This is a genomic window from Burkholderia sp. BCC1993 (assembly GCF_905339865.1).
Lineage (GTDB): Bacteria > Pseudomonadota > Gammaproteobacteria > Burkholderiales > Burkholderiaceae > Burkholderia.
Window position 1 is genome coordinate 323,983 of sequence record NZ_CAJPGZ010000010.1, and the last position, 24,642, is coordinate 348,624.

Consider the following 24,642-nt stretch of genomic DNA (forward strand, 5'->3'; position numbering starts at 1 on the left):
CGCGTTCCCGCAGCGGCGAGCCGCGCGTCATCCGGCCGCTCGCCGCGCGGTACGCCACTATTTCCCGACGCCGCCCGTCACACCGCCGAGCAACGACGTAACGGGCGCGAGCGGATTCGCTGCGGCACCGGCGCCGCCCGCGCCACCGCCGACCACACCGGTGACCGTCGACACGAGATGGGTCACCGGAGCAAGCGGACTCGCCGCGCCGGCACCGGCCGCGCCGCCGAGCGCACCGGTCGGCGACCCGAGCGGCGTCGAGCCGGCCCCCGACAGCAAGCCGCCGAGCGGGCCGGACGCGCTCGAACCGCTCGGCGCGCCGTTCGACGGACCGTTCTGCACGGTGGTGACGGAAGCGCCCGCGAGACTCACGATCAGGCCGGGAATCGGCGCGGCGCCGTTCGGGCCGCTGGCGTTCACGAGTCCACCTGCGTTCGTGACGGTATTGCCGAGCGCGCCGACGACTGCGCCCACCGCCCCGACCGCCGGTTGCGACGAAACGGCGCCCATCCGCGAGCCGGTCGTCGCCAGCACGCCGCCGACCTGCCCGAGCAAGCCGGCCACCGGCTGCCCGAGGCCCGTGGTCGCGCCGATCTGCTGCGTTGCCTGGCCGGCCGTGATGACGAGCGGCGTGACGGCCGAGCTGAGCGGCTGCGTGACCTGCTGCACGGCGCCCGACGCCAGCGTCGCGCCAACCGTATTGCCCGCCGTGCCGAGGCCGCCGGCCACGGTGTCGAGCGCCGCGCCGACGGGGGTGGTCACCGGCACGAGGGGCGCCAGCGGCCCCGAGCCGAGCGCGCGGACGGTCTGCGCGAGGCCCGCGACCGGATTCGCCGTTGCGCCGACGACGTCGCCGAGGCCGGCAACCGTCGTGCCGACCGGATCGGACGTCGAGCCGATCCTGCCGAGCCCGTCGCTGAGCGCATCGGTCGCGGCGCGCGAAATCGTGCTGACGCTCGAGATCGTGTCGCCTGCGCTGCGCGTCACGGCGTTGCCGAGTACCGGCAACGACACCGCGCTGACGGTCGAGCCGACGCCGACCGCGAGCGCGCCGGCGGTACTCACGACGCCGCGCGTGCCGGGGGCGCCGCTGGTGCCCCAGCCTCCGTCCGGCGTGTTGCTGCCGGGCGCGTTGCCGGCGATGGTTGCCCCACTGGTGCTCGCGGCGGCGCTCGACGGCGCGGCGACGTCGTTGCCGCCGCAGGCGGCCAGCACGCCGGCGGCGGCGAGCAACGCCGCGGACGTGACAATGCGGGTGCGATACATGGTGGTCTCCTCGCGGTCCGGGCGATGGAATGTTCGATTGAGGACCGGAGGAAGAAACAGCATTTTCCATGCCATTGGCGCGAGCGAACGGGGCCTTCCCGCCGCCGTGCCGGCGCCCGCGCGCCCGTACAAGCGCCTGCCCGCGATCGCGATCGATGCGTTTCATGCCCATGAGCGGCACTGTTATCGTTACATTCGTGCTACGAATGCTTCGATGTTACGTAACGCCGAGCGCGCGGCGCACTGCTTTCGGAGCGCGCCGCCTGCCATCCACCGTCTACCATCCACAGTACGCAGCCCGGCGGCACCACCCGCGTGCCGCCGGGCTCGGTCCCATCGTCAGGAAACCGTCGCCATGAAAAAGCTCGTGAACCACCCGTCCGATGTCGTGCGCGAAATGCTCGAAGGCATCGCGCGGCAGTCGCCGCATGTCGCGATCCTCGGCGACGAGCAGGTGCTCGTCCGCCAGCCGCTGCCCGAACCGTCGCGGCGCCCCGTCGCGATCCTGTCCGGCGGCGGCAGCGGTCACGAGCCCGCGCACGGCGGCTACGTCGGCGAAGGGATGCTGAGCGCGGCCGTTTGCGGCGAAGTGTTCACGTCGCCTCCGACCGACGCCGTGCTCGCCGCGCTCCGCGCGAGCGCCGGCCCGAACGGCGCGCTGCTCGTCGTGAAGAACTACACCGGCGACCGCCTCAATTTCGGGCTGGCCGCCGAACTCGCGCGCGCCGAGGGCATTCCGGTGGAGACGGTGATCGTCGCCGACGACGTGTCGCTGCGCGGCCGCGTCGAGCGCGGCCAGCGGCGCGGGATCGCCGGCACCGTGCTGATCCACAAGCTGGCCGGCGCGGCCGCCGCGCGCGGGCTGCCGCTTGTCCGCGTCGCGGCGATCGCACGCGACGCGGCCGCCGACCTCGGCACGATGGGCGTCGCGCTCGACGGCTGCACGATCCCCGGCGCCGACAAGTCGGGGTTCAGCCTCGCCGATCACGAGATCGAGCTCGGCCTCGGCATCCATGGCGAGAAAGGCGTCGAACGCACCGCGCCGATGCCGGCCGACGCGCTCGTCGAGACGCTGCTGTCGAGCATCGTCACCGACCTCGTGCTCGATCGCGGCGAACGCGTCGCACTGTTCGTCAACGGTCTCGGCGCGACGCCGGACATGGAACTGGCGATCGTGCTGCGCGCCGCGTACGACAACCTGAGCCGGCGCGGCATCACCGTCACGCGCGCATGGGCCGGCACGTTCCTGTCCGCGCTGGACATGCCCGGCTGCTCGATCTCGCTGCTGCGCTTGAACGACGAACGGGTCGCCCTGCTCGACGCGCCGACGCAGGCGCGCGCATGGCCGGGCGGCGGCGCCGTCAACGCGCAGATTCGCGTGGCCGCGGCCGCCGCGCACGACGAGCCGCTGGCGCCGCTCGATGCGGCCGGTCGCGCGTGGGCCGCCCGGCTGCAGCCTGCGCTGCATGCGGTCGCGCAGGCGTTGATCGACCACGAGGCGACCCTGACGGAACTCGACACGGCCGCCGGCGACGGCGATCTCGGCGCGAGCATGCAGCGCGCCGCGCAGGCGATCCTCGCGTTGCCGGACGCCGCGCACGGCACGCCGGCCGGCACGCTCGCGGCGCTCGGCGCCGCATTGCGCCGCGCGATCGCCGGCAGTTCGGGACCGTTCTACGCGACCGCGCTGCTGCGCGCGTCGCGGCGCCTCGCCGCGGCGGCCGATACCGCCGAGCCGTCGGCGCGCGACTGGGCCGCGGCGTTGCGCAGCGCAGCCGATGCGATCGCCGAACTGGGCGGCGCACGCGCCGGCGACCGGACGATGCTCGACGCGCTGGTGCCCGCCGCCGATGCGTTCGACCACGCACTCGACCATGACCGCGACCCCGCGAGCGCATGGGCGGCCGCCGTGGACGCCGCCGAACACGGCGCGCAGCAGACGGCCGGCATGACACCGCGTGCGGGACGGGCGAGCTATCTCGGCGAACGCGCGATCGGCACGCCGGACGGCGGCGCGGTGGCGGTCGCGTACTGGCTGCGCGCGTTGCTGCCGTACGTGCGGTAGGCGGGGATCCGGGCGACGCGCCGGCCTCGCGAGCCGGCGTTCGCCGGGCGCGATCTCCCGGTCGGACCAGACGGCGTGATCCGGTCGATCCATCGGGTTGCCGCGCGGCATCACGGCGCACCGCGCGCTCGCAACCTTACAAGTTGACCCGCTCCGGGCCGGACGTCCGAATTGCGCGTTGCAGGCCGGCGCCCCGGCGTGCGGCATGACACCCGGGTGACAAAACCGATAGTTTGCTATCGAATGTTTTTGCTCCTATCATCTCGCCCATGACCAATCTGCACGACCTCCGCCTCGCCGTCAGCAGCCTGCTGGTGCTCACCGCGCGCAAGTGGCGCCGCACGAGCGACGCCATGCTGACCGCGTACAACGTATCCGAGGCCTGCGCGACGCCGCTGCTGATCGCCGGCCGCCTCGGCGAAGGCGTGCGCCAGGGTACGCTCGCCGAACACGTCGGCATCGAGGGGCCGTCGCTCGTGCGCCTGCTCGACCAGCTGTGCGCGGCCGGCCTCGCACGCCGCGACGAGGATCCGCACGACCGCCGCGCGAAGACGATCTCGCTGACGGCCGCCGGCCGCGCGGTCACCGCGAAGATGGAAGAAGACCTGCGCGTGCTGCGCGCCCAGGTGCTCAAGGGCATCACGCGCGCCGATCTCGAAGCGACGCTGCGCGTGCTGAACGCGTTCAACGCGGCCGATGCGCAGCATCCGGCGTCGCGTCCGTCCCGCCCCGCCGATTCCGCGTCATGACCTATCCGAGCCTTCGCGACTGGCTGTTCTCGGGCAAGACGTTCGCCGCGTCGATGCTGGCGCTGTACCTCGGCCTGTATTTCCAGCTGCCGCGCCCTTACTGGGCGATGGCGAGCGTCTACATCGTGTCGAACCCGTTCGTCGGCGCGACGCGCTCGAAGGCGCTGTATCGCGCGCTCGGCACCGCGCTCGGCGCGGCCGCCGCGATCCTGTTCGTGCCGCCGTTCGTCGAGACGCCGTTCCTGTTCAGCATCATCGTCGCGACATGGTGCGGCACGCTGCTCTATCTCGCGATCTCCGACCGCACCGCGCGCAGCTACGTGTTCATGCTCGCCGGCTACACGATGCCGCTGGTCGCGCTGCCGACGGTAACCGATCCGTCGACGATCTTCGACGTCGCGATCGCGCGAACCGAGGAAATCGTGCTCGGCATCGTGTGCGCGAGCGTGGTCGGCAGCGCCGTGTTCCCGAACCGGCTCGCGCCGACGCTGATCGAGCGTACCGACGCATGGTTCAAGGACGCCGCGTTCTACGGCCGCGAGACGTTGTCCGGGCATATCGCGGGCAAGGCGCTGTCCGCGTGCCGGCAGCGCCTCGCCGCGACCATCACCGGCCTCGAATTCCTGCTGAGCCAGCTGAGCTACGACCATGCGCACCCGCGCGTGCTCGCCCGTGCGCAGGCGCTCGCCGGCCGGATGCAGCTGTTCCTGCCGCTGATGTCGTCGCTCGCCGATCCGCTGATCGCGCTGATGCGCGACCTGCACGTGCGGCCGCCGGCGCTCGACGCGCTGCTCGCCGACGCAGCGAAGTGGTTCGACGCGCCGTTGCCGGCCGTGAAGGCCGGCAGCGACGGCGACATGGCCCACGACCCGGTCGCGGACCACCTGCGCGAGCGCATCGCCGCGCTGCAGCCGGCCGACGGCGCGCTAACGAGCTGGGACGGCGCGCTGCTGTCGAACGCGCTGTGGCGGCTGCGCCAGGTCATCGACATCTGGCAGGACTGCCGCTCGCTGCGCGCACTGATCGCGAACGAGTCGGGTGTCTGGCAGCCGCGCTACCGGCACTGGCGGCTCGGCGGCACCGAACGCTTCTTCGATCGCGGGATGATGCTGTTCTCGACGCTGACCGTCGTGTTCGCGATCGTGTTCGCGTGCTGGCTGTGGATCTCGTCCGGCTGGCACGATGGTGCCGCGGCCGTCACGCTCGTGGCCGTGTCGTGCAGCTTCTTCGCCGCGCTCGACGAACCGGCGCCGCTGGTGTTCAAGTTCTTCCTGTCGACGGCCGCGAGCGTCGTGTTCGCCGGGCTGTACCTGTTCGTCGTGCTGCCGCACGTGCACGACTTCCCGATGCTCGTGCTGATGTTCGCGGGGCCGTTCATCCTGATCGGCACGCTGCTGCCGCGCCCGCAATTCAACATGGTGACGATGCTCGTCGCGGTGAACACCGCCACCTTCATCAGCATCCAGAGCGCATACGACGCCGACTTCTTCGTGTTCCTGAACAGCAACCTCGCGGGTGTCGCCGGGCTGCTGTTTGCATACGTATGGACGCGCGCGACGCGTCCGTTCGGCGCGGAGCTCGCGGTGCGGCGCCTGCTGCGCTCGGGCTGGGAGGACGTCGCGCGCTCCGCGTCGACGCAGCCGCTCGACGACCAGCGCAACCATGCGTCGCGCATGCTCGATCGCGTCACGCAGTTGCTGCCGCGCCTCGGCGCGTCGGACGACCACCGCCATCCGTCGATCGAGAGTTTCCGCGACCTGCGCATCGCGCTGAACGCGCTCGACCTGCGCCGCTCGCGCCGCAAGCTGACGGGCGACGTGCCCGATGCGATCGACCGCGTGCTGGCCGGCGTCAACGATCACTACACGCGCTGCGCGGCCGCGAATGCGCGCCAGCCTGCACCGCCCGCGCTGCTCGCATCGATCGACGACGCGCTGCAGCGCGTGGCCGGGCGCAACCTGCCCGGCACTTCCGCCGCGCCGGCGGACGGCGGCACGACGCCCGGCGCGCCCGCGGCGCCGGTCACGCCCGCGACGCACCGCCGGCTGCGCGATACGCTGCACGCGCTCGTCGGCCTGCGCCTGTCGCTGTACCCGGCCGCATCCGCGCAGCCGCCGCAAGCCGCACCGGACGGAGCACGCGCATGATCCCGCTTTCCAACCTGTCTTTCCGACCGCGACCATGATCGGCGAAATCGACATCTTCGGCGTATTCGTGCCGGCTCCGCTCGTGCTGATGCTGATCGCCTATCTGATCAACATCGTCGTGCGCGCGCTGCTCGAACGCGTCGGCTTTTACCGCCTCGTCTGGCACCGTTCGATCTTCGACCTCGGCATCTACGTGTTCGTGCTTGCCGCGGTCGTCATCGTGTCTCACCATCTCATGGCTAGCTAACCGTGAAAAAAACCTGGCTCTCGGCAGGGCAGATCCTGCTCACCCTGATCGTCGTCGTCGTGGCCGCCCTCGTGCTGTGGCGGATCATCAACTACTACATGTTCTCGCCGTGGACACGCGACGGCCACGTGCGCGCCGACGTGATCCAGGTCGCACCCGACGTGGCGGGGCTCATCACCGCGGTGCAGGTCGCCGACAACCAGGAGGTGAAGCGCGGCCAGGTACTGTTCGTGATCGACCAGGCCCGCTACGCGCTCGCGCAACGGCTGGCCGACGCGACGCTCGCGCAGCGCCGCGCGACCCTCGCTCAGGCGAAGCGCGAATATGCGCGCAACCTGCAGCTCGGCAACCTGGTCGCCAGCGAACAGGTCGAGGAAAGCCGCACGCGCGTCGAGCAGGGCGAAGCCGCCGTCGCCGACGCGCAGGTGTCGCTCGACACCGCGAAGCTGAACCTGCAGCGCACGACGATCGTGAGTCCCGTCGACGGCTACCTGAACGATCGCGCGCCACGCGTCGGCGAATACGTGCCGGCCGGTCGCGCGGTGCTGTCGGTCGTCGACCGCAATTCGTTCCGCGTCGACGGCTACTTCGAGGAAACCAAGCTGCGCGGCATTCACATCGGCCAGCCGGTCGACATCGTCGTGATGGGCGAGCCGCGGCCGCTGCGCGGCCACGTGCAGAGCATCGTCGCCGCGATCGAGGATCGCGACCGCACGCAAGGCGCGAACCTGCTGCCGAACGTGAATCCGGCATTCAGCTGGGTGCGGCTCGCGCAGCGCGTGCCGGTGCGCGTCGTGCTCGACGAGGTGCCCGACGACTTCCGGATGATCGCAGGGCGCACCGCGACCGTCGCGATGCGCACCGACACGCGCCGCGACGCTAACGCCAAGCCGACCGCCGGCGCCTCCGCGGTATCCGCACCCGCGGCCATCAGCGCGACGGGAGCCTCGCAATGAAGCGGCACGGCCTGCGCCTCGCGGCGGCACTCGCGCCGCTCGCGCTCGCACTCGGCGCGTGCAAATCCGTCGGCCCCGACTACAGGCTGCCGCAGCAGGCGTACGTGAATGCGCCGCTCGCGAACCATGCGCTCGACGACGCGAACGGCACGCTCGTGTCGCGCGACGCGGTGCCCGGCAACTGGTGGCAGCTGTACGACGATCCCGTGCTCGACGAACTCGTGCGCAGCGCGCTGAAATCGAACACCGACCTGCGCGTCGCCGCGGCCAACCTCGCGCGTTCGCGCGCGGCGCTGGAAGTCGCGAACGAACAGGGCGGCTTCTCCGGCCGCGCGGAAGCCGCCGTGCAGCGCGCGCAGGAATCGGCCGAACAGTATCTGCTCGAAAACAAGCTGCCAGTCGTGAACGAAGGCGCGGTCGGCATCAGCGTGTCGTACGAGCTCGACCTGTTCGGCAAGCTGCGACGCGGCGTCGAGGCTGCGCGCGCGGACAGCGAAGCCGTGCAGGCGGCCGCCGACCTCGCGCGCATCACGGTCGTCGCGGACGTCGTGCGCGCATACGTCGAATCGTGCTCCGCCGGCGACGAGCTCGCGATCGCGAAGCAGTCGCTCGCGCTGCAGCAGCAGCGCGTGAAGCTGTCGCAACGGCTGCGCGACGCGGGGCGCGGCAACCAGACCGACGTCACGCGCGGCGTCACGCAGGTGCGCACGCTCGCGGCCGACATCCCGCGTTTCGAAGGCCGCCGCAAGATCGCGCAGTACCAGCTCGCCGCGCTGCTCGCGCGCTCGCCGGCCGACCTGCCGAAGGCGGTCGCCGAATGCGAGCGGCTGCCGAAGCTGCGCCAGCCGATTCCGATCGGCGACGGCGCCGCGCTGCTGCGCCGCCGCCCCGACGTGCGCGAAGCCGAGCGTCAGCTGGCCGCCGCGACCGCGCGGATCGGCGTCGCGACCGCCGCGCTGTTTCCGTCGGTCAGCATCGGCGCGTCGGCTGGCTCGGTCGGCGTCGCCGCCGACCTGTTCTCGTCCACCACCAATCGCTGGTCGTTCGGACCACTGATCAGCTGGTCGTTTCCGGTCAACGGCCAGCGCGCGCGCGTGCGCGAGGCCGAAGCCGCGACCGGTGGCGCGCTCGCGCATTTCGACGGCGTCGTGCTGAACGCGCTGCGCGAAACGCAGTCGAGCCTCGCGACCTATGCTGCCGACGTGCAGCGCACCGATGCGCTGCGCACGGCCTACGAATCGGCGCGCAGTTCCGCTGACGAAACGCACCGGCTTTATACGGCCGGCCGCGAGTCGTTCATCTCCGATCTCGATGCGACGCGCACGCTGACGAGCGTGCGCGCGCAGCTCGCCGCGGCCGAGGGCCAGGTCGCCGCCGACCAGGTCAAGCTGTTCCTCGCGCTCGGCGGCGGATGGGAAGGCGATGCTGCGCCCGCTGCGGCGCAGCAGACGTCGGCGGCGGGTACATCGGCTGCTGCGCCGGCCGCTGCAAAGTAAGCGCGAGTAAGCGCGCGCGGGGCGGCAGCCGGCGTGCACGACACGTCTGCCGTCCCGCGCCATCGTGCGCGGTTTCGCATGTCCGGTATGTCGATGCCGACGTCGCGCGTCGCCTGCGTTGCCGGTAAACTCGTCCGCAGTTTCCGTCATTCGCCGCCCGCCCGTCGGGCTGCCCATTTCCCGGAGAGTCATCATGCGAACCAGCGCCCGTAATCAATTCGCCGGCCAGATCGGCGCCGTCAAGCCCGGTGCGGTCAACGACGAAATCACGCTGCGTACCCAGGACGGCCTCGACATCGTCGCGGTGATCACGCATGGCAGCGTCGCATCGCTGGGCCTCGCGGCCGGCACGAACGCGTTCGCGCTCATCAAGGCATCGTCGGTGATCGTGATGGTCGACGTCGACAGCAACAAGGTGTCGGCCCGCAACTGCGTCGCGGGCACCGTGTCGTCGATCGCGAAAGGTGCGGTCAATTCGGAAGTCGTGATCAAGGCGGCGGGCGGTGCCGAGATCGTCGCGATCGTCACCAACGACAGCGTCGATCGTCTCTGCCTCGCGAGCGGCAAGGCCGCGTCCGCCATCTTCAAGGCGTCGAGCGTGATCGTCGGGGTCGAGTGAGCGCCCTGTCGACCGCACTCACGATCCGTCGTGCGCCGCGCCCGCGAGCGGCGTGCGACGCTCGACCGGCGCGCAGACGCACACCATGACGTCCATGCTCGAGCACGCGCACGAGCGCGTATTGCAATCGCTGCTGTCCGGGGCGGCCGACGCCGATTCTCCGGATGCACGTCTGTTCGGCACCCTCGTTGCGGCACGCGCATGCCGCAACGAGCTCGCGCTGCTCGGCCTGTCTCCCGCGCGGTTGAGCGGCCTGCTTGCCCGCCAGTTTCCGCGCCTGGGTTCGGACGATGCCGCCGCGCTCGTGCCGGCGGCCGCCATCGCGCCGCTGCCGGCCGCGCACGCGCAGTTCGTCGCGACACTGCACGCGCGGCTGATGCAGGATGCGCATTGCGCCGTCGCACGCGACGATGCCGACTGCGTCGCGGCCATCATCGCGCATGCGTGCCTGCGCCCCGATCACCTGTGGCGCGATCTCAGCCTCGACGGACGCGCCGCGGTATCCGCGCTGCTCGACCGCTATTTCCCCGCGCTCGCCGCACGCAATGTCGCGAACCTGCGCTGGAAGAAATTTCTCGCGCAAGAAGCGGCCGCATCGCTCGGCCTGCCGCCCGGGCCCGCCCCAGGATGCCCGGGCTGCGAGGATTTCGGATTCTGCTTTCCCCCGGGACGATAGTCGCGGCGGCGGCCTGCGCGGCTTGCCGGTGCGCATCGTTTGACCGATCATGCGCGACATCCGTCCGCACTTTTTCCCGCGCGTTCGTTCGATCGCTACGCCCACCGGAGGAACAGCCTTGTCCGATTTTGCGAGTCCCAATCTGCCGTCGCGCGATTTCGAAGCCACGTCGCATTTCTACGCGAAGCTCGGCTTCGTCGAAACCTGGCGCGACGACGGCTGGATGATCCTGAGACGCGGCGACCTGCTGCTGGAATTCTTTCCGCATCCCGGTCTCGATCCTGCCACGAGCTGGTTCAGCTGCTGCTTCCGGCTCGCCGACGTCGGTGCGTTTTTCGACGAGGTACTCGCCGCCGGCATTCCCGAGCAAACGACCGGCTGGCCGCGCGCGCATCGGCCGAAACGCGAGGCATGGGGCGGCACCGTCGGCGCGCTGATCGACCCGGACGGATCGTTGATCCGGTTGATTCAGACGGACGACTGACGCGCTACGGTTCGCCCCGTCGATCGACGCCGCAGCCGTGCAGCGGACACGAACGACGGCCCCATAAACGGTTACCTTGCGATGCGCGTGGCATGCAGCGCGGGTCGTGCTCCCGTGCCGCGCGATCAGTGTCGATGGCGGTGGTGAATGTCCGGGAAATGCGCGTGACTGTGCGTGATCGGCAGATGCACGTGCGGATGCGTGTGCGGTTCATCGCCGTCGTACGGAAAGTCGTGCGCGTGCTGATGATGTTCGTCGTGCCGATGCCGGTGCGTATGCTCGAGCCGCTCATGCGCGTGCTCGTGTTCGTGCCGTTCGCGCACGTGCAGCCAGATGCCGAGCGCCATCAGCGCGGCCGCGATCCAGAACGTGACCGACGGCAGCGCCGGCCAGATCAGCAACGACAGCACGACGCCGAACAGCGGCGCCACCGAAAAATACGCGCCCGTGCGAGCACTGCCGAGATGGCGCAGCGCGACGACGAACAACACGAGACTGATCCCGTAGCCGCCGAGGCCGGTCAGCATCGCGGCGGCCGCGGCCGGAACGGCGGGCAGCGACGCACCCGTCGCGAGCGCGATGCCGATGTTCACGGGCCCGGCGACCAGGCCTTTCACACACGCGATGACCATCGCATCGTTCGCGGCGACCTTGCGGGTCAGGTTGTTGTCGATCGCCCAGCACAGGCATGCGCCGGCAATCAGCAGCGCGCCGACCGGCACGCCCGCGCGCCCCGGCACCCAAGACAGCAGCGTGCCGCCGGCGACGATCGCGACCATGCCGAGAAACACCTGGAGATCCACGTTCTCGCGAAACACGACCCACGCGATGACCGCCGTCAGCACGCCTTCGAGATTGAGCAGCAGCGCACTCGTTGCGGCCGGCGTGCTCGACAGCCCGAGCATCAGCAGCGCCGGACCCGCGACGCCGCCGGCCGCGATCGCGCCGGCGAGCCACGGCAGGTCCACGCGCTGCAGCGGCGCTGCGCCCTCGGCCGGCGCGCGGCGGCGGCGCAAACCGCGCAGCAGGATCCCGACGCCCAGGCCGATCCCGCTGCCGAGATAGAACAGGCCCGCGACCATGAACGGCGACATCGCGCCGATCAGTGCCTTGGCGAGCGGCGTCGCGGCGCCGAACAGCGCGGCGGCGGTGAGCGCGACGAGAATCGCGGAATGTCTCGGGTTCATGATGCGGTCTTGGCGTTGGGCGTTGGGCGTTGGGCGTTGGGCGTTGGGCGTTGGGCGTTGGGCGTTGGGCGTTGGGCGTTGGGCGTTGGGCGTTGGGCGTCGGGCGTCGGGCGTCGGGCGTCGGGCGTATGGAATCGGCAGGTTGCGTGCGATGCGGTAGCGCTTGCGGTTTGCCGGTGCCTTTCAGTGTCGGGGAATGTCGGGCGAACTGCGCAGACTTTCAGGTTCCTGTCGCATCATGCGCGGTCGGCAATGCAGGCCGGCCCGACGACTCGTGCCGGGGAGATTATCGCGCTTGTGTTACGGGTCGCCAACTGACGAGCGGGCGGCCGTGGCGACGCGTCCGGACATCGCACATCCGGCCCTCGAATACAGCCGTACTTCACGCCTGACAACAGTTCACGCGAGACATATTCGCGGGGGTGCGAATCCGGGTTTCATCTCCGACCCGATTAAATTAGGAAAACGAATTATCGTGATTGAACGCAAGCGGATGTGCGTTGGTCACGCACCCGATGGCGCACGCGTCGACCATCTGCGCGCAAGCGTGGCTACGCAGTCGCACGGGACGCCCGCCTGCGAAACGTTCTCCGGATGGGACGGCACCGTGCATTCACGATGCACGCCGACGCTCCCCGATGCGTAGTCGCCGCGCGCGCCCGACGTAAGCGACACGTTGCGCAAGCCGCGTCCGCCGACGTGCTTTCGTCGTCGGTTCGATTGGCAGTTCGATGCTGATCGGGTGAGACTGACTGGCTGTGCGACCAGCGGAGGCAGTCCCGACCCGCCCGGGCAAGGACAGGTCGGTCTGTCATGTGATGCGCGATATGCGCGGTGAAGGCCGCCCGTCACCGCGCATATCGCGCGGCGGCGCATCGCGTGTTACTCGCTCGCGGCCGTTTGCTGCTCGGCCTGCGGTGCTGCGTCGACCGGTGCTGCGTCGACCGGTGCTGCGTCGACCGGTGCTGCGTCGACCGGTGCTGCGTCGACCGGTGCTGCGTCGACCGGTGCTGCGTCGACCGGTGCTGCGTCGACCGGTGCTGCGGCGGCCGGTGCTTCCGCGGCTGCCGGCTGCGGCGCGGCGGTGTCGGGCTGTGCATCCGCCTTCGGCTGCTGCGGTGCGCCCTTCGCTGCTTGTGCGCCGCCCTTGTTGCCCGGACGACGCGACTTCAGCCGGCGCGCACGCGCCGCATCGTCATGCGTCACGCGTCCGGCTTCGTTACCTTGCAGATCGACCCGCACCGCGTCTTCGACGAGACACGACCAGTAGCGATTGCCGCGGCACCACGTGGACATCGCCTCGCGCAGTTCGGCTTCGCTCAGGCCGACGGCTTGCGCCTCGCGAGCGAGATCGTCCCAGATACCGACCTTCAGCGGCACCTTGGGAGCCGGATTCTTCGGGAACGCGCGCGGGAACCGGCGCTGCAGTTTGCCGATCGCGACGATGACCGGATCGACCGGCGTCGACGGCTTCGCCGAGGCGGGCTTCGCGCCGGACGGCGCTTTGGCCCCGGCACCCGATTTGGCTCCACGAGCGGGCCGGTCGCCGGACTTCGGCTTCGCGCCTGCGTCCGGTTGCGTAGCCGGTCGCTTCGCGTTGCGCTCCTGCTTGGCCTTGGCTGCGAGCTGCGCCCGCAATTCGGCAAGTTGTTCAAAACCCATAAATTCAATCCACCAGGAATATAAGGTGTGGTTCGTGCGGCCATTCCGCACATCGGCGTTCGCCGCATCGCCTGCGGCTCGTCTGCCACCGATGCGGATCATTGCGGGGCCGCATCGCCACCACCACTGTTTCAGGCACCCGGCCACGATGCCGGACAAAGGCAGGAGTGGAAGTATACCGGTACGCGCGGCAGTCGGTTGACTCACCGGTTCGGATTTGACGGATCCGGGTGGCAGGCAAGGCGTCCGCGCAGTCGTGATGCGCATTATGGCGGCGTTTTCGACAGGTATCGACACACGCGTTACGTAGTGTCGCTTTCTGGACTTTCTTGCTTCACTTTCTCGCCTCAGTGCGCCTCACGTGAAAAGCCCGTGACCGAACATCATCGACCGCGAGTATCGGCCAAGACTGACCAGGGCATCGACATGCTATTGGTGTCGCTGGGTGTCGCTGCCGCGAACGGCAATGCGGTTCGCAGGAGCGGTGTCCCGCAAATGTGCGCATCGCCAGTACTCGCGGCCATCGAACGCGGCACACGAGACGTCGCGCTCCGGTCGTTGCGCGCAGTTGCGGCTCCGCGCCGGCCGGCTTGATCGCCGCGAATCAGAACACGCCGAGCGCAAGCCCTGCGGCAAGGCCCGCGCCGATCTCCGCGCAGCGCGCGAGATCCTCGCTGCCGATCGTCTTCGGCGCGAGGATGCGCTCCGGCGTCTGCGCATGGGTGCAGACGATCAGGCCCGGCGCTACATTCCTGAGCCGCCATCCGGTCGCGATCCGGTCGATCTGGCGCAACGCGTTCTGTCCGTCGCTGCCTGCGCAGATCATCGCCGCATACGGACGGCCGTTCACGCGATCGAGTGCCGCGTAGTAGCAGCGATCGAAGAAATCCTTCATCAGCCCGGACATCGCGGCGAGATTTTCCGGCGTCGCGAAGAGGTAGGCGTCGGCGGCGAGCACGTCATCCGCGCTCGTCGCATCCGCACGCTGCAACCTGACGTCGACGCCCGGTTGCTGGCGCGCGGCATCCGCGGCCGCCTCGGCCATCTGCTGCGTGCCTCCGGTCATCGTGTGATAGACGATCAACAGCGTCTTCATCGGGGTTCGCTCGCGTTCGGTTTCAAATGCGTCCGCCGCACACGTCGGTACGGCTCAAACGGGCTACGTCGACGTGTGTGCCCGGGACTGCGTTCGTCCGTTGTCGAATGGCACATTCTTCAAGGTGGCAGACGCAGCGCACATCGAGTATATCGACGCGCCTGTTCCACTGCGCGCTTCGCACGACGCGCGGTCAGTCCTGCCCGGTACTCGCACCAGCGCGGTCCGCACGCACGTAGTACGCAAGAAACATGTCGGCAGCCGTTTCCGCGACCTTCTTCTGCTCCCGCACACCGAGCGGCGGCTGGCCCATCGTCACCTGCGGCCAGAACGCGAACGCTTTCACGATTCCGTGCAGCTGATGCGCGGCGAATACCGGATCGGTCACCGTCAGCCGGCCGGCCGCCGCGGCCGCACGAATCCAGACCGTCACGTCTTCTTCGCGCTCGCCCATGCGTTCGACCATGTCGCGCGCGCGTTCCGGCGAGTGGATGGCCGCACCGATCGCGACGCGTGCGAGTGCGAGAAACGCTTCGTCGTTCAGCAACCGCAATTTGCGGCCCAGCAGTGCGAGCAGTTGATCGCGCAGCGGCACGTCGGCGCAGTAGGCCGGCGCGCCGGCGGTGAGCGTCGCGTCCCACAGCTGATGCAGGATCGCCGCGAACAATGCTTCCTTGCCCGGGAAGTGGTTGTAGACGGTGCGCTTCGACACGTCGGCGCGCGCGGCAATGCGATCCATGCTGGTTGCGTCATAGCCGGCCGCGAGAAATTCCTCGATCGCCGCGGCGATTATTGCCGCACGCTTTCGGTCGGTCAGGCGCTGGGGAGAAGTGCTCGTATCCATACAAAAATTTTACACCGCTGAGTTTACTTTTCCCAGGGATAAACTACACTGCTCGGTGTACTTTCATTTCCGGACGAATCGACATGGCTTCGCCTCTCGTTTTTCTTCATCGCGTACTGGGTTTCGCCGCCGCCAGGCGTGGCCGCACGCTGTCCGGCGAGTCGCCGCAGCACAACGGCGAACGCTTCAGCAACGTCGCACCGCGACCGGTCGAAGGCTTCGGCAAGACGCTCGGTATCGCATGGAACATGCTGGTCAACAAGCCGCGCAACACGGTTCCGACAGGCGCATTGCCCATCGATTCGCTGACTCGCGAACAACTCGACGCGGCCCCTGACCGCAGCCTGTATCGGCTGGGGCATTCCACGCTACTGTTGAAACTGCGCGGTGAGTTCTGGCTGACCGATCCCGTATTTGCCGAACGTGCATCGCCGTTCCGGCGCGTCGGCCCCAAGCGCTTCCATGCGCCGCCGATTGCGCTCGAGGACCTCCCGCCGTTGCGCGGCGTGATCCTGTCTCACGATCACTACGATCACCTCGACCGTGACACGGTGCTCGCGCTTGCGGCCACCACTGGCGTGTTCGTCACGACATTGGGCGTCGGCGACCGCCTGATCGAATGGGGTATCGATTCGCAGAAGGTACGCCAGCTCGACTGGTGGCAGAGCATCGACGTCGACGGCCTGACGCTGATCGCGACACCGGCGCAGCACTTCTCCGGGCGCAGCCTGTTTGACGGCAACAGCACGCTGTGGGCGTCGTGGGTCGTCATCGACGAAGATCTACGCGTGTTCTTCAGCGGCGACACCGGCTATTTCGACGGTTTCCGGACAATCGGCGAACGTCTTGGGCCCTTCGACGTGACGCTGATCGAGACCGGGGCATACGACCCGCAATGGCCGTACGTGCACATGCAGCCGGAAGAAACCGTGCAGGCGCACATCGACCTGCGCGGTCGCACGCTGATGCCGATTCACAATGGCACGTTCGATCTCGCAATGCACCGTTGGCAAGAACCGTTCGAGCGCGTCACCGCGCTGGCCATGGTGCGTGGCGTCGAGCTGTCAACGCCCAGGATGGGCGAGCGACTCGATCTGAATAAGCCGCATCGCGGCGAGCGCTGGTGGCGATCGGTCGATGAACCGGCAAAGACTCCCGCAACGAAGACACGCCGGTGGCAACTGTGCGCATCGCAAGCGACGAAGTAGGTTCGATGGCCGCGACGGTTTCTGGGCGGAAACGTCGCGGCGGCGAATTTTCATCGCGATACGGGGCTTGGTAGCGAACGCGTTGTTGATGGTCGGTGACGATGATCGGTGAGGCCGGAAATCTGACCTCCGGCGCTATCCGAGATAGACACGGCCGGCCCGATGGTGGCAATGTGCTTTACCTTCTTGACGCAGATTCTGCAGATCCCCGTTTTCGTATGCGCTGCGATAGACATTGGCCGAGTCCATCGGAGACGCTCATCCGAGGCCGTCTACAGAATCAGTATTAGCTCGACGCAGTCTTGGGGCGCTCCGTAAATTCAACATCGGCCAGGCGCCCGCTTCGATTTCTCCTAACACCCACAGATTCGCAATCCGGCACCGCCGGGGCAGCGCGTTGTCACGTGACAACTGGCGATGAAGAGGGGAGTCGCATTTCTTGAATCCCCGTCGGTTTGTTCGGCGCGCGTCGCAGGTCGACGGCATGTCGATCGCCTCCTTAAAGCGGAACGTATTGTTCACTACAAAGTACGTTTTTATTGATACGATTTTGCCTCGTTTTCCATCGCTTGATCCCGATAGCACGCTCGAGATCCATGCGCCCCCATTTTGCCCATCAATCATGCTCAGTTTGCGTGAAACAACATGAAGAAAGTGGCGCAACTGGTTGCTCGACAAGGGTTTACGGAGACGGACCTTTTTGGAGAAATGTTTCACGACCCCGCCGATTTGCGTCAACTCGCCTCGCCGACATGCATGAATTCGCCCCCAAAAGCCGTCGCGCGATAAAGATACGCGAAACGATGCCGATGCCCGCCACCATCGAATTACTCGTTGACACAACAAAGCTCCGAATATCAACCCTCCCCCTCCCTTGCCGTGTCGTCGTGGTAACGGTGAATGCAGATCGGCCCGATTTATTGGGGTCATATCATAGCCCCCCAAGACGCCTGTCTGTTATGCCGCGCGGAGATTGAGAGCCCGCGCAGTTCAAGAATGCAAGAGGATGCGCCCAGCCACCCGGCCAGTGCCGCTCGCTCGCACATTCCAGCTCGCACAACATGTTCGTTTGGCTTACCAATGAAGACCCCGCATCGGTATCAAGCAGGTCATGCCGACATGAGACCTCAGCGGTTGTCACGTGACAACCGTGCGACTCGAACGGCTTGCCCATCCGTGACCTGACCCGATCGACCACGTCCACTTCGTATATCGCACGAATTTCTTCACGCTAGCGACTTCTATAGTGGTGCATTGAGGCAAGCGAATCCGCCCGGAATCGCCACTGAGGCAGGTTGTCACGTAACAACCGCATCCGTCGCAGTCGCAGTCGCAGTCGCAGTCGCAGTCGCAGTCGCAGTCGCAGTCGCAGTCGCAGTCGCAGTCGCAGTCGCAGTCGCAGTCGCAGCACCAGCATATCTGAGTGCAACAGCTGCAATGAGGAAAGAGGAAGAAAGAATCCCCAACGAGTCCACTGCGCGTCGAATCTGCATATGCCCCGTCGACGGGCATTTGCGGTTCTAGTCATCCGCATCGACTTGTCACGTGACAACTGCAGATTCCGACGCCGTTCAAGATCGCAAGTAGATGGAAGACCTGCCCCAGCATTTCCAGGGCGAAAACGAAATCATCCTTGGAAACCGCACCGCGATTGTTGTCGCTTCCACCGCTGAAGTCCTCAGCACTCCATTAGCACTTTCCATCTCGAATGAAGTGTTGTTCGTTTTTATTTTTCAGCCGATTTCAATTCAAGGAATAATCTGATAGCCATTTGGCCTGCTTGTCACGTGACAACCACATTGATCAGAAAATTTCTCTGCCCATCTAACACTTTTCTGGACTTTTCAACAACAACTGCATATATTACGCAAAACTCCTTGGAGGAATTTAATGGCTTTCAAGATCGCCGTTAGTAATCAAAAAGGTGGTACTGGAAAGACGACCATCTCCGTCAATATCGCGGCGGCCTTCGAGGCCGGCGGTAACAAGGTCGCCTTGATCGATGCCGACCCTCAAGGCACCTCGGTCAGATGGGTCACGAGCGGGGAAAATACGCTCCCGATGACGGTTCTGTCATTGGCCCCCGCCGGTCGCGGCATCGGCGGCGAGATCAAGAAGCAGGATGCAAATTTCGATGTGATCGTCGTGGACTGCCCGGGCAACCTCGAAGACCCGCGCATCGCGTCCGTTCTCGAAGTCGCCGATTTCTGCCTCGTACCGCTGTCCCCATCGCCAGCCGACCTGTACAGCACCGTCGCGATGATTCGGATGATCGAGTCGATGCGCGCCGTTCGGAACCCGAATTTGTCTTCCGCGCTGATGCTGAATAGCGTCAATGGAAAAACTAAAATGCGTGAAGAAATTTTAAAAATTCTAAGGGCTGAAGAAATAGGGGAGCATCTGCTCGACAGCCAGATCGCGCAGCGAGAGGTCTACCGGCAGACGTTCGCCCTCGGCACCACGATCCATCATCACAATCGATACCTGAAGGGGCTGAAGGAAGCCCGCGCGGAAATCGAGCGGCTGGTCACCGAAATGGCCCAATACATCGCGTCGACGCGCGCTACCGGAGCCGCTCATGGCTAAGGACACCTCAAAAGAGAAGAAGCCGACCGGCAACCTGCATCTCGCGGCCGGCCTGCTGCGCGGGCTCGCGCAGGAAAACGCGGCGCTCGAAACTCGCCTGCCGGAGCCGGTGCCCGCGTCGAATCCCGCCGTCGAAGCCGCTCCCCCCGTCGCCCCCACCTCGACCACGTCCGCCGATGCGATCGACCTCGGCGCGCCGCAGAAAGTCGCGGTCAAGGACTGCATCCCGAACCCGTTCAACCCGCGCGTGTTCTATTCGGAATCGAGCCTGCACGAACTCGCACTGACACTGAAGCGGGAAGGGCAGATCGAGCCGATCAAGGTCACGCGGCTCCCGGAATTTCCCGGCAAGCTCGTCGTGATCGACGGGCAACGCCGCCTGCGCGCGACGAGCATCAACGGCGACGAGACGATCAACGCGACGTTTCGCACGGACCACACGCCCGAGCAGCTCTATACGATCGCGTATCGCGCCAACCACGACCACGAGCGCCAGACGATCTTCGACGATGCGGTCGCGTGGAAGCGTCTTCTCGACGAAAAGGTCTTCCCCGACCAGAACACGCTCGCGGAAAAGATCGGCAAGGACAAGGCATCGATCAGCAAGACGCTGTCGCTGAACGCACTGCCCAACACGCTGCTCGAACGGATGGCCAGCGCGAACGATGTGGTCGGCCTGCAGGCGGCGTACTTCCTGAAGCTGATTTTCGAGCGCCTGGGCGAACCGGCTGCCGACCGGCTGCTCACCGCGGTGATCGACCGGAAAAAGTCGGTGCGCGACCTCGAGAATTTCCTGCGCGCGCAGAGCGACGGCAACAAGAAGGCAGGGCGCACGCGCTACAGCGCCCGTCACGATTTCGCGCTCGAATCACGCGCGATCGGTCAGTTGAAGACCTATCCGGACGGGCGTCTGGATCTGCAACTGAAGGGGGTCGATGCGTCTCACCAGGAAGCACTCGCCGACCGGCTCAAGACCGTAATCGACGCGTACGTCGCCGAACTGGCTGAAACCGCGCAAAAGTAGGCGCGCAAGACAAAGGCCCCGCGCCTGCATGGCACCGCGCAACCGGATGAAGTCCGGCGCGCGGCGCATGCCAGGCTGCGAGGCCTTGATCAGTTGGTCGCGAGGCTGCTTTTCAGCAGGAATTCCAGCAAGTCGTCCGAGGTCGGTTCACCCCAGGTGTCGATCGCCAGCCAACGGAAGAAACTGGTTTGCGCCAGCTTGCTCGCCTTCTTCTTCGGCGACAGCGTGAGATCCTTCGAACCGGCCACCGTCTCGTTGTAGCGCTCGATCAGCTTGGTCTGGTCGTCGATCTCCAGCTCGCGGAAATACGCACCGGCTTCGTCGACCTTCGCCGCCAGGTATTTGTCGCGAATCTGTTCCTGCTTGCTCTGCGCGGATTCCTTTGCCGGCGCGGCCGTTTCGGTCCCCTGACCGTCGGCCAGCGTATAGCCGTGTGTCAGTGCCTTGCGGAAATACGCGGCCACGTTGTCGACAGGGGCTGCATTCTTCTTCGTAGTCCGATTGAGCGTATAGGCGATTGCCGCCTTGATGCGCTGCACACCGTACTGCGTGATCAGCCGGCGCGCTTCCGAACGCGGGATGCCGAACTTGGCGACTTCGTCGACGAGTGCTTCGTTCTTGACGTCGCCTTCCTCGACCAAATCCGCGCTCTGCTTGCGCGTCACCTTGAACTGGACGGCCTCCACGCTGCGACCTGACTTGTGTTCGATCAGCTCGAGCGTATGGTCGGAAACTTCGTTCACCTCCTGAATGCACGGCACCAGGACCTTGCTCTTGAAGAGCTTGTACTCCTTGTACGATTGCGATGCCTTGTCCTGACCGAGGATGAGATCGCGGAATTTTGGCAGCGGAATCTTCGCCGTGATGCCGATCCCCTCGTAGCGCACCGTGTTTTCCCACAGGGCAAGCGAGTGCGAGCGCCGAAACTCGCGCGCGATCCGCATATCGATGAGCGCGTAGATCTCCGGATTGAGCAGCTCGCTGCGAATCTGGTCGGAGAAGCTGTACTTCAGCACCGATTGCTCGAGCTCGGCGCCCGCGAGCAGGCCCGACGCCTTCCACACCGTCGAGCGGTCGGCCGCAAGGTAGTCCCAGTTGACGACGGTACTGATCAGCGAGTTGACCGTGTCCTTCACGTACTTCGTGTTGTTGCTGTTCAACCCGCTTTCGTGCGAGAGCGCGGCGATCGAGATCGAGAAGCTCGTCCGGCCGGGCTCGAACGCTTCCTGACGAAGGGCGTTCTTGATCAACGAGCTGAACATCTTGCGCTGCTGCAGTCCGATCTTTCCGGACTTCGGAGCGATATGAATGGCCTGGACCGCCTTGCGCAACAGATCGGGAGGCTCGGGCGTCTGAAATAGCGAAACCTGCTTGTCGGAGCCTTTGATTGCGGGCTTGCGCGGCATCGTGATGTCCGGAGAAGGTGACCGTGTTGATGGCGGACTTTATACCTTTTCAAGCCACCGAGCAACGCCTCTTTCTACAGTATCACTTTCACTATCGATGCTAACATCCTATCACAAAAGGAAAAATCCAAGTTTTCCTATTTGTTCGGAGCCCCATATCCATATACCTTTCGGTCAAAAACAGCTCCCAAAACCTTCTACCTGTGTGGTTTGTCGCCAGGATCCGGCATAAGACTTGCCCTATCGAAGGTACCCATTCATGGGAAACAATCGACTCGAACTGGATTGGCGAACCCGATTCGTGGTGCCCTGCAACACGATCAGCGTTCCTCCCATAACGCGCTACCTTTAACACACCCCATGAATGGGTACCTGTCGAAATCCACCGGCGGGGCGTTTTGTCTTCAACGGTGCCCGGCAGGCGAAAATGCTCCCCATGGATGACTACCTTCAGATTCCCCCATAGAAGGCAACCTTTCTACCGGCCTGATCCTGTTTATGGGACGCCACAACGAAAGGGACGAGCCAAACGAGATCACGCGGTCAATACAGGGCACCCATAAACGACTACCTGAAGTCCGCCCCATAACCGGCTACCCCACATAAAATGCTGTGCCCGGCGCCACAAACAGATCAGCTGGAACGCACCATAAATGGCTACCAATGGATTCCCCCATAGAGGGCTACCTGAAGCATTTTTGGGCCGAATTCCCATAACAGGCTACGCGTGCCCCATATCCACAACCCCTATTTCCCACAACGCGGTACCCGATTCCCCAAATCCACAGACCTGAAACCCCATACACTTCCGCCTGTGCTCCCATAAATGGGTACCGAACACCTGTCAAACCCTTGCCAGACAAGGCTGTGAGCCGTCTAAAAGTAGTTAAAGAAGTAAACGTTGTTTACCAAAGATGTAAACACACGTGTGCCTGTGCAGAAAAACAACCCCCATAAACCGCTACCAAAGGGACTCCAATGGGCTCGACGGGCACAGCAATCCAGGTCTCCAGCCTGTGGATCCCCCGATATTTGGCCTCATTCTGCAAGCCTCCCAGGCCTGACAAGGCTTCCCGCGGAGGTGAGTACCTACTAACAAACACTCAAACGTAGAAACTTATGGGAAGGAATCCGCGTTTTCAGGACATAGGTTCCCACCTATGGGATCGGAAAATGCTCCCAGCGGGAGGTTTCTCCGTCCGGGATTACCCGTAGGCGACGGCCATCGCGCCCGACACAGGAATATTGCGGGCACGCTTCAGGGCAGTGGGAAATCTCCGGAATTCATCTGGAAGCGGTTTTTTTGGCGTCTGTGCCCGCGCTTCCGTGGATAAGTCTTCGGCTATCGCGCGCCGGCTCGTCCGGCACTTTTCGGTCAGTGACCAGTGCGCGGACGAAACCCCCGGCTCTTGCTCCGTTCATTCGGCCTCATAGTTTTCTACCTTTGGGCCTGTATCGGAATCGGTACGGCATCTCGACAGGCTGGACAAGAATCGCATCCCTGTGCCGGTCGAGACGACGATCAAGCGCGCCTCGATCACGACGATCCCGACATTGTTCCGAACGTGAGGCGAGCGCCGTCAACCAGGCTCACCCTCGCCGGACACACACTCGAATCCCGAAAATGCTCACCGCCGGAAGTTATCGGGTCCTGTAAAGGCTCACCGACAAGGTGCCCCTTGGGTTGATGGACCGTCCGTGCGACGCGTCCGCACGAGATACAGGCACCCGATGGAAAAGCTGTGACGTATGCGCGCAGCGCCAGACGCGCCGGCGTGCCTGTCGCACAGGTGCAAAACTCTTCGTGACGCCGATACGATGACGCGCGAGGCGCATGCGCACATGCGACCGCTCGTATGACGCTGATGCGCGATCGTGAACGAATGCCGATCGAAGCGCTCACCTTGTGCGGCAAATGTCGTCTCTGCCTGCAAATGTCATCTCCCAGAAGTGGCGACCAACCGTGCCGAACAGGTAACCATGCATGCGGCCACCGGTTACCCGATCGTTCGCACCGTATCGGGCCGACGTGTAGCGGAACGGGGCGGACTCGGCACGGAATGAATCGTGGTCATTTATGGGAGGAGCCATCGTTCGCGCGGCCGCAAATCGCAACATGACGCACAGGTCCCCGGTTTCGTCGCGTGTTCCGCTCATGAGGCGACGATCGCGTTGCGGGAACAGCAAATTCCACGGATGAAACAGGCGGCGTCGTACGCGCGCGCGATGCGCCGAAACGGATCTCATCCTCATCGGCAACCTGCATCGTATCGACGGAACAATGCGCTTCGTCACATGTTTGCGGCGGTCGCGCACGTCGCGTGATCCGCGAGCGCGATGCATTGCCGTGGTCCCGGCGAAACGAGGATCGGACGGGCACGCGGGAGACGTGACGATGCGACGTTTCCCATACGTGTATCCCCAAGAATGTGCGCACGATAGCGCCACATTTTTTGCAACGCGGTTATGATGCAAAGGCCCTGATCGTGACATGAAGACCGGCCAGGGGCAGGGGCGGTATTTCGATGTACTTTCACTCCGTGACCAATCAGAAAAGAGAGTTCAGCGATGCGAATCCAGATCAAAAAACTGACGCTGGCTGCTACGGCAGCCGCGTTCCTCTTCGGCTCGGCCGCTCCGGTGTTCGCGCAGACCGACGCCAGCGCACCGGCCGCATCCGCCGCATCGGATGCGAAAGCTGCGAAGCGTGAAGCACGCAAGGCAGCACGGGCAAAACGCAAAGCCGAACACAAGGCAGCGCGCGCGAAGAACACCGCCGAACTGAAGAAACTCGAAGACGCGGGTTACAAGCCGGCGGCCAACGATCCGAACTATCCGCAGAACCTGCAGAACGCTCAGAAGAAGGCGGGCGAAGCCGCTGGCGCAAGCCAATAAGCGCCCCTCGCGAGAAAAGCCCCGCATCG

At 65.7% G+C, this 24,642-nt stretch carries 20 protein-coding genes; 14 read left to right on the plus strand and 6 right to left on the minus strand.

Annotated elements, in window-relative coordinates; genetic code table 11:
- Positions 1 to 57 precede the first annotated feature (57 nt).
- Entirely contained in the window at positions 58 to 1,266 is a 1,209-nt protein-coding gene (locus U4Y91_RS19180) for a collagen-like triple helix repeat-containing protein (RefSeq protein ID WP_321806367.1), read from the minus strand.
- A 355-nt stretch (positions 1,267 to 1,621) separates the two neighbouring features.
- Here U4Y91_RS19180 and U4Y91_RS19185 point away from each other — a divergent pair, with 355 nt between their 5' ends.
- From U4Y91_RS19185 to U4Y91_RS19225, 9 genes are all read left to right on the plus strand, one after another.
- Positions 1,622 to 3,331 (plus strand): dihydroxyacetone kinase family protein, encoded by a 1,710-nt coding sequence (locus tag U4Y91_RS19185; RefSeq protein WP_321806368.1) that lies wholly within the window; start codon positions 1,622 to 1,624, stop codon positions 3,329 to 3,331.
- A 269-nt stretch (positions 3,332 to 3,600) separates the two neighbouring features.
- A complete protein-coding gene (locus tag U4Y91_RS19190) occupies positions 3,601 to 4,080 on the plus strand; it encodes a MarR family winged helix-turn-helix transcriptional regulator (protein WP_321806369.1) in 480 nt (159 codons plus the stop codon).
- Entirely contained in the window at positions 4,077 to 6,227 is a 2,151-nt protein-coding gene (locus U4Y91_RS19195) for an FUSC family protein (RefSeq protein ID WP_321806370.1), read from the plus strand. The genes U4Y91_RS19190 and U4Y91_RS19195 overlap by 4 nt, the downstream gene beginning before the upstream one ends.
- 34 nt (positions 6,228 to 6,261) lie before the next feature.
- The gene (locus U4Y91_RS19200; protein ID WP_321806371.1) at positions 6,262 to 6,474 is read left to right on the plus strand and encodes a DUF1656 domain-containing protein; all 213 of its coding nucleotides are present in this window, start codon (positions 6,262 to 6,264) and stop codon (positions 6,472 to 6,474) included.
- A gap of 2 nt (positions 6,475 to 6,476) precedes the next feature.
- Positions 6,477 to 7,430, plus strand: coding sequence for an HlyD family secretion protein (locus U4Y91_RS19205; protein ID WP_321806372.1), 954 nt, complete (start codon positions 6,477 to 6,479; stop codon positions 7,428 to 7,430).
- A complete protein-coding gene (locus tag U4Y91_RS19210; RefSeq protein WP_321806373.1) occupies positions 7,427 to 8,926 on the plus strand; it encodes an efflux transporter outer membrane subunit in 1,500 nt (499 codons plus the stop codon). Before U4Y91_RS19205 ends, U4Y91_RS19210 begins: the two co-directional genes overlap by 4 nt.
- Before the next feature lie 193 nt (positions 8,927 to 9,119).
- On the plus strand, positions 9,120 to 9,545 hold the full coding sequence (locus U4Y91_RS19215) for a TOBE domain-containing protein (RefSeq protein WP_321806374.1): 426 nt from the start codon (positions 9,120 to 9,122) through the stop codon (positions 9,543 to 9,545).
- Positions 9,546 to 9,630: 85 nt separating this feature from the next.
- Positions 9,631 to 10,221, plus strand: a complete 591-nt coding sequence (locus U4Y91_RS19220) for a nitrogen fixation protein NifQ (RefSeq protein WP_321806375.1) — start codon at positions 9,631 to 9,633, stop codon at positions 10,219 to 10,221.
- 118 nt (positions 10,222 to 10,339) lie between these two features.
- A complete protein-coding gene (locus U4Y91_RS19225) occupies positions 10,340 to 10,705 on the plus strand; it encodes a bleomycin resistance protein (RefSeq protein WP_321806376.1) in 366 nt (121 codons plus the stop codon).
- Between the two features lie 125 nt (positions 10,706 to 10,830).
- Here U4Y91_RS19225 and U4Y91_RS19230 read toward each other — a convergent pair whose 3' ends face one another.
- The 4 genes from U4Y91_RS19230 to U4Y91_RS19245 all read right to left on the minus strand — a co-directional run bounded on the left by U4Y91_RS19230 (position 10,831) and on the right by U4Y91_RS19245 (position 15,494).
- Positions 10,831 to 11,892: a DMT family transporter gene (locus U4Y91_RS19230; RefSeq protein ID WP_321806377.1), complete on the minus strand. Its 1,062-nt coding sequence runs from the start codon at positions 11,890 to 11,892 to the stop codon at positions 10,831 to 10,833.
- A gap of 882 nt (positions 11,893 to 12,774) precedes the next feature.
- Positions 12,775 to 13,554, minus strand: coding sequence for a ProQ/FinO family protein (locus U4Y91_RS19235; RefSeq protein WP_321806378.1), 780 nt, complete (start codon positions 13,552 to 13,554; stop codon positions 12,775 to 12,777).
- 604 nt (positions 13,555 to 14,158) lie between these two features.
- Positions 14,159 to 14,650, minus strand: a complete 492-nt coding sequence (locus tag U4Y91_RS19240) for a flavodoxin family protein (RefSeq protein WP_044849164.1) — start codon at positions 14,648 to 14,650, stop codon at positions 14,159 to 14,161.
- A 193-nt stretch (positions 14,651 to 14,843) separates the two neighbouring features.
- Complete coding sequence (locus tag U4Y91_RS19245) at positions 14,844 to 15,494, minus strand: TetR/AcrR family transcriptional regulator (protein WP_321806379.1); 651 nt, start codon at positions 15,492 to 15,494, stop codon at positions 14,844 to 14,846.
- Positions 15,495 to 15,577: 83 nt separating this feature from the next.
- Here U4Y91_RS19245 and U4Y91_RS19250 point away from each other — a divergent pair, with 83 nt between their 5' ends.
- The 4 genes from U4Y91_RS19250 (at position 15,578) to U4Y91_RS19265 (ending at position 20,312) form a co-directional block, all read left to right on the plus strand.
- A complete protein-coding gene (locus U4Y91_RS19250) occupies positions 15,578 to 16,702 on the plus strand; it encodes an MBL fold metallo-hydrolase (protein ID WP_321806380.1) in 1,125 nt (374 codons plus the stop codon).
- A gap of 1,587 nt (positions 16,703 to 18,289) precedes the next feature.
- A complete protein-coding gene (locus U4Y91_RS19255) occupies positions 18,290 to 18,466 on the plus strand; it encodes a hypothetical protein (RefSeq protein WP_321806381.1) in 177 nt (58 codons plus the stop codon).
- A gap of 126 nt (positions 18,467 to 18,592) precedes the next feature.
- On the plus strand, positions 18,593 to 19,288 hold the full coding sequence (locus U4Y91_RS19260; protein WP_006759638.1) for a ParA family protein: 696 nt from the start codon (positions 18,593 to 18,595) through the stop codon (positions 19,286 to 19,288).
- Positions 19,281 to 20,312 (plus strand): ParB/RepB/Spo0J family partition protein, encoded by a 1,032-nt coding sequence (locus U4Y91_RS19265; protein WP_321806382.1) that lies wholly within the window; start codon positions 19,281 to 19,283, stop codon positions 20,310 to 20,312. The genes U4Y91_RS19260 and U4Y91_RS19265 overlap by 8 nt, the downstream gene beginning before the upstream one ends.
- A gap of 89 nt (positions 20,313 to 20,401) precedes the next feature.
- Here U4Y91_RS19265 and U4Y91_RS19270 read toward each other — a convergent pair whose 3' ends face one another.
- Complete coding sequence (locus U4Y91_RS19270) at positions 20,402 to 21,718, minus strand: replication initiation protein (protein WP_321806383.1); 1,317 nt, start codon at positions 21,716 to 21,718, stop codon at positions 20,402 to 20,404.
- A 2,568-nt stretch (positions 21,719 to 24,286) separates the two neighbouring features.
- Here U4Y91_RS19270 and U4Y91_RS19275 point away from each other — a divergent pair.
- Positions 24,287 to 24,613 (plus strand): DUF4148 domain-containing protein, encoded by a 327-nt coding sequence (locus tag U4Y91_RS19275; protein ID WP_321806384.1) that lies wholly within the window; start codon positions 24,287 to 24,289, stop codon positions 24,611 to 24,613.
- The last annotated feature ends 29 nt before the right edge of the window (positions 24,614 to 24,642 follow it).

Excerpts from the sequence above, each read along its gene's own strand:
- U4Y91_RS19180 (WP_321806367.1), bottom strand. The coding sequence starts at position 1,266 with ATGTATCGCACCCGCATTGTCACGTCCGCGGCGTTGCTCGCCGCCGCC.
- U4Y91_RS19185 (WP_321806368.1), top strand. The coding sequence starts at position 1,622 with ATGAAAAAGCTCGTGAACCACCCGTCCGATGTCGTGCGCGAAATGCTC.
- U4Y91_RS19190 (WP_321806369.1), top strand. The coding sequence starts at position 3,601 with ATGACCAATCTGCACGACCTCCGCCTCGCCGTCAGCAGCCTGCTGGTG.
- U4Y91_RS19195 (WP_321806370.1), top strand. The coding sequence starts at position 4,077 with ATGACCTATCCGAGCCTTCGCGACTGGCTGTTCTCGGGCAAGACGTTC.
- U4Y91_RS19200 (WP_321806371.1), top strand. The coding sequence starts at position 6,262 with ATGATCGGCGAAATCGACATCTTCGGCGTATTCGTGCCGGCTCCGCTC.
- U4Y91_RS19210 (WP_321806373.1), top strand. The coding sequence starts at position 7,427 with ATGAAGCGGCACGGCCTGCGCCTCGCGGCGGCACTCGCGCCGCTCGCG.
- U4Y91_RS19215 (WP_321806374.1), top strand. The coding sequence starts at position 9,120 with ATGCGAACCAGCGCCCGTAATCAATTCGCCGGCCAGATCGGCGCCGTC.
- U4Y91_RS19220 (WP_321806375.1), top strand. The coding sequence starts at position 9,631 with ATGACGTCCATGCTCGAGCACGCGCACGAGCGCGTATTGCAATCGCTG.
- U4Y91_RS19230 (WP_321806377.1), bottom strand. The coding sequence starts at position 11,892 with ATGAACCCGAGACATTCCGCGATTCTCGTCGCGCTCACCGCCGCCGCG.
- U4Y91_RS19235 (WP_321806378.1), bottom strand. The coding sequence starts at position 13,554 with ATGGGTTTTGAACAACTTGCCGAATTGCGGGCGCAGCTCGCAGCCAAG.
- U4Y91_RS19240 (WP_044849164.1), bottom strand. The coding sequence starts at position 14,650 with ATGAAGACGCTGTTGATCGTCTATCACACGATGACCGGAGGCACGCAG.
- U4Y91_RS19245 (WP_321806379.1), bottom strand. The coding sequence starts at position 15,494 with ATGGATACGAGCACTTCTCCCCAGCGCCTGACCGACCGAAAGCGTGCG.
- U4Y91_RS19250 (WP_321806380.1), top strand. The coding sequence starts at position 15,578 with ATGGCTTCGCCTCTCGTTTTTCTTCATCGCGTACTGGGTTTCGCCGCC.
- U4Y91_RS19255 (WP_321806381.1), top strand. The coding sequence starts at position 18,290 with ATGGAAGACCTGCCCCAGCATTTCCAGGGCGAAAACGAAATCATCCTT.
- U4Y91_RS19260 (WP_006759638.1), top strand. The coding sequence starts at position 18,593 with ATGGCTTTCAAGATCGCCGTTAGTAATCAAAAAGGTGGTACTGGAAAG.
- U4Y91_RS19265 (WP_321806382.1), top strand. The coding sequence starts at position 19,281 with ATGGCTAAGGACACCTCAAAAGAGAAGAAGCCGACCGGCAACCTGCAT.
- U4Y91_RS19270 (WP_321806383.1), bottom strand. The coding sequence starts at position 21,718 with ATGCCGCGCAAGCCCGCAATCAAAGGCTCCGACAAGCAGGTTTCGCTA.
- U4Y91_RS19275 (WP_321806384.1), top strand. The coding sequence starts at position 24,287 with ATGCGAATCCAGATCAAAAAACTGACGCTGGCTGCTACGGCAGCCGCG.